The 4,273-nt window shown below is 73.8% G+C and carries 3 protein-coding genes and 1 pseudogene; all 4 read right to left on the bottom strand.

Annotated elements, in window-relative coordinates; translation table 11 throughout:
* Positions 1–683: pseudogene (locus tag GCU69_RS07875) on the bottom strand (hypothetical protein); the annotation flags it as partial.
* Complete coding sequence (locus GCU69_RS07870) at positions 680–1,576, bottom strand: FAD binding domain-containing protein (RefSeq protein WP_098752127.1); 897 nt, start codon at positions 1,574–1,576, stop codon at positions 680–682. The gene GCU69_RS07870 and the pseudogene GCU69_RS07875, both read right to left, overlap by 4 nt.
* Before the next feature lie 279 nt (positions 1,577–1,855).
* Positions 1,856–3,460 (bottom strand): beta-N-acetylhexosaminidase, encoded by a 1,605-nt coding sequence (locus tag GCU69_RS07865; RefSeq protein WP_156205504.1) that lies wholly within the window; start codon positions 3,458–3,460, stop codon positions 1,856–1,858.
* A 4-nt stretch (positions 3,461–3,464) separates the two neighbouring features.
* The coding region (locus tag GCU69_RS07860) for a carbohydrate ABC transporter permease (RefSeq protein ID WP_156205503.1) at positions 3,465–4,273 on the bottom strand (809 nt) is incomplete at its 5' end.

Here is a 4,273-nt window from a genome sequence, read left to right as displayed (position 1 = left end):
GTGGCGGGGCCGCCCGGGACGGCGGGCGCGTGGCCGTTCTCCGGGACGTACCCCCACTGCTGGGGCTGCTGGTGCCCGCCGGTTCCGGTCCCGTCCCAGCCCTCACCGGGAGCGGTGCCGGGGCCGGGCCGGCCGGTCTCCCGGCTCGGGGCGCTGGGGAAGTTCCACTGTCCGGGCGCGGCGGGGCCCGCGCCGCCCACGAGGTACTCGCCGGACTCGTCGGGCACGTCGTCGGCCGCGGGCGGCACCGTCCACGGGGCGTCGCCGCCCTGCCCGGTGCCCTCCGCCCCGCCGCTGTCCGGGCCGGCCCAGTGGCCCGGTGACGGTGCGCCGTGGCCGGAGACCGAGCCGGGCCCGGACTGCCAGTGCGCGCCGCCGGCCTGGTCCGCGTCGGCGTACGGCATCGTCCACGGACCCGGCGCCGAGGGGTCGGCGGCGTCCGTGGCGGCGATCGGCGGCGGGGTGTAGCCGTGCCCGGGCGCCGCGAGGGGTTCGCGGCCGGGCGGACCGGCGGCGGGGTCGAGCAGGCTCTCCGGGAGCTGTACGAAGGCCGTGGCGTCGGAGTCGTACTCGCCGCCCTGAGCTATCGGCTGCCAGCCGCCCGCCGGCGTTCCGTCCGGGTGCTGCTGTTGCGGCTGTTGCTGCTGCCGGGGCTGTTGCTGCCGCGGCTTGTCGGAACTCATGCGAGCGCCCTCCCCAGAGCTCGGCGGGCCAGTGCGGCCACCGTACGCCGCAGGTGGAGCACGGCCGGCGGCAGGGCGGGGGGCTCGGAGCCGTCCTCGCCGGGGGCCGGGTCGGGGATGCAGGCGCCCGCGACGTACTCCCCGAAGGCCGTGCAGGCCTCGGGGGCGAGGCCGCGCTCGCCGTCCCAGTCGATCAGCCCGGCGACCCAGCGCTCCGCCTCCAGCGGGCGCAGGGGCATCGGGGCGACCGCGCCGACGGCACAACGGACGCTGCGCCGGGCGGGGTCGAGGACCAGCGCGACGGAGGCGGTGGCCCGGCCGGGGCCGGTGCGGCCGGTGGCCTTGAGGAAGGTCTGCGGGGCGTGCAGCAGCGGCACCCGGACGAAGCCGACGAGTTCGCCGGGGCGCAGCATGTCCATGCCCGCGAGGAGGTGGCTGACCGGGATCTCGCGGCGGGCGTGGTCCGGTCCGGCGATGATCACGGTGGCTTCGAGAGCGGCCAGCACGGGCAGCGAGTCCCCGGTGGGCGCCGCGGTGACGATGTTGCCGCCAAGGGTGCCGGCGTTGCGGATCTGCGGCGGCCCGGCGGCGCGCGAGGCGGCGGCCAGCGCCGGGATCAGCGCGGCGAAGTCGGGGCGGCCCATTCGGGCGTGGGTGAGCCCCGCGCCGAGCAGCGCGTGCCCGTCCTGGTACTGCCAGCCGCGCGTCTCGCTGATCCGGCCCAGGCCCACCAGTCCGGCCGGCCGCAGCAGACCGGAGTTGACCGAGGCCATGAGGTCCGTCCCGCCTGCGACGGGGACGGCCGTCGGCATGGCGGCCAGCGCCGCCACGGCCTCGTCGAGCGAGACCGGCAACGTCACCGTCCGCGCCGTCCGCGGTGCGTGCGTGGTCAACCCAGCTGCCCCTTCCCGGTTGTCCCGCCTGTTCGCCGTACGCTACGTGCTCACAGCCCGGACGTGGCAACTCTGGCACATCATCGCAGCCCCTCGGCGCGGAGGTCGGCGAAGGATGGATTCCTACCCGCGATGGCGGAAGGTCCGCTTTTCTGCCCTGTCCCCCGTCCGGGCGGTTTGCCGCTCTTGGACCGTTCTTGTCCGGTCAACGTCCATGGCCCGCCCGGGGTTCCGGAGGTCCGCGCGCGGACGGTCCGGTCGCGCCGGGCGGGCCGCGGCTCACACGATCGGGGGTGCCCCGTCCTTGGGCCTGCCGAGCGTGCTGACGCCTTCCGGGACCGGCCTGCGCTGCCAGGGGAGGGGGCCGGCGGGCGGCCGGTATCCGACCCCGAGGGCGTCCAGGCGCGCGTAGTGCGCGGTCATCCGGCTCTCGAAGCCGGCGAAGTCCCGTTCGGCGGACGGCGGGAGGGCGGACCAGGCGACCTCGGCGAAGGCGGCGAGCCGCGGGAAGACCTGGTAGTCGACGCGCTGCTCGTTCTCCATCACCTCGGTCCACACGTTGGCCTGGGTGCCGAGGACGCGCGCCGCCTCCTCTTCGCCGAGGCCCGGCGGTACGGGCTCGAAGCGGTAGACGTCCTCCAGGGTGCGGACGTAGCCGATGGGCATCGGCTCGTCGTCGCCCGGTGCCTGCCGGTGGTCGAGGTAGACGTGCTCCTGCGGGCACATGACGACGTCGTGTCCGGCCCGTGCGGCGGCGATGCCGCCCGCGTAGCCGCGCCAGGACGCGACGGCGGCCCCGCGGCTCAGCCCCGTGCCCGCCGGGCCGTCCGGGCGGCCGCCCTCCAGGATCTCGTCCCAGCCGATGAGGCGCCGGCCGCGGTCCGCGAGCCAGCGGTCGAAGTGGCCGATGAACCAGCTCTGCAGCTCGTCCTCGTCCCGCAGTCCCAGCTCGGCGATGCGCGCCTGCACGGCCTGTGACGTTCGCCACTGCCCTTTCGGGCACTCGTCGCCGCCGATGTGCACGAAAGGTGCCGGAAAGATCTCCAGGACCTCCTCCAGCACCTCCTCGTAGAAACGCAGGGTTTCCTCGGTCGGGGCGAGCACGTTCTCGTTGATGCCCCAGGTGTCCCAGACCGGCAGTTGCTCGCCGGTGCAGCCGAGTTCCGGGTGGGCGGCGATGGCGGCCTGCGAGTGGCCGGGGATGTCGATCTCCGGGACGACGGTGATGTGCCGCTCGGCCGCGTAGGCGACGATCTCGCGCAGGTCGTCCTTCGTGTACCAGCCGCCGTGCGGCTTGTTCTCCCACAGCGGCGAGGCCACGTGGCCGTATTTCGTGCGCTCCCGCCAGGCACCGACCTCGGTGAGCCGCGGGTGGCGTTCGATCTCGATCCGCCAGCCCTGGTCGTCGGTCAGGTGCAGGTGCAGCACGTTGAGCTTGTGCGCGGCGATCAGGTCGACGTAGCGCAGCACCCCGTGCTTGGGCATGAAGTGCCGGGCGACGTCCAGCATCAGGCCGCGCCAGCGGAAACGCGGGGCGTCCTCGATCGTCACGTACGGCACGGTGCGCTCCGCCGCCGGGCGGATGCGCGCGCGGCGGAACTCGTCCGGCCCGAGCAGCTGCCGCAGGGTCTGCCGCGCCCAGAAGACACCGGCCTCGCCGCCTCCCGTGATGTCCGCGCCGTCGGGTCCGGTGGTGAGCCGGTAGCCCTCGGGGCCGAGCCGCGCCGCCAGCTCCGGGTCGGTCCGGGTCCGCACGGTGTCGCGGTACGGACCGGAGCGGCCCGCCGTGTCGAGGTGCCGGGGCGCCGGGACCAGGCCGGTGCCGGAGGGGTCCGCCGTGCCTTCCGTGTTCGTCGTGCCCGCTGTGTCAGCCATGCCGGTCATGAGATCAGTCCTTCACCGCTCCGCCGAGACCCGAAACAAGCCGTCGCTGGACGAGGACGAAGAAGACCAGGACGGGCACCGTCATCACGGTCGAGGCCGCCATGATCCCGCCCCAGTCGTTCTCGTCCGGTTTGAAGAAGACCAGCAGCGCCATCGGCAGGGTGGAGTTCTCGGTGGCGCTGATGATGAACGACTTCGCGAACAGGAAGTCGTTCCAGGTGGAGATGAAGGAGAAGACACTCGTCGCCACCAGGCCGGGGAACACCAGCGGGAAGAGGATCTGCCACAGGAAGCGGGTGCGGCTCGCGCCGTCGATGAACGCCGCCTCCTCCAGCGCCTGCGGGACGGCCTTGACGAAGCCGCGCAGCATCCAGATCGCGAACGGCAGCGAGAAGGCGAGGTGCGGCAGGATCAGCGAGCCCAGGGTGTTCAGACCGAGGCCCGGCACGGCCGAGCCCACGTCGCGCATCAGGAAGAACAGCGGGATGGTCAGCGCCTCGACCGGCACCATCTGCGCCACCAGGAACATGATCAGCAGGGTGGTGCGGTACTTGAAGCGGAAACGGGTCACCGCGGTCGCGGCCAGGAAGGCGATGAGCGCCGAGGCGATGACGACGACGCCCGCGACGAACAGGCTGTTGAGGAAGTAGCGCCCGAAGTCGTGCTGCTCGAAGACCCGCCGGAAGGCGTCCAGGGACGGCTCCAGCGTCCACGGCCGCGGCCGGGCCGACTGCACCTCGCCGGCCGGTTTGAGGGCCGAGAGCACCATCCAGTACAGCGGGAAGGCGACGGCCGCGGCCACCAGCAGCGCGG

The organism is Streptomyces lycii, from assembly GCF_009735685.1.
Lineage (GTDB): Bacteria > Actinomycetota > Actinomycetes > Streptomycetales > Streptomycetaceae > Streptomyces > Streptomyces lycii.
This window is presented reverse-complemented; position numbering and strand designations above follow the sequence as displayed.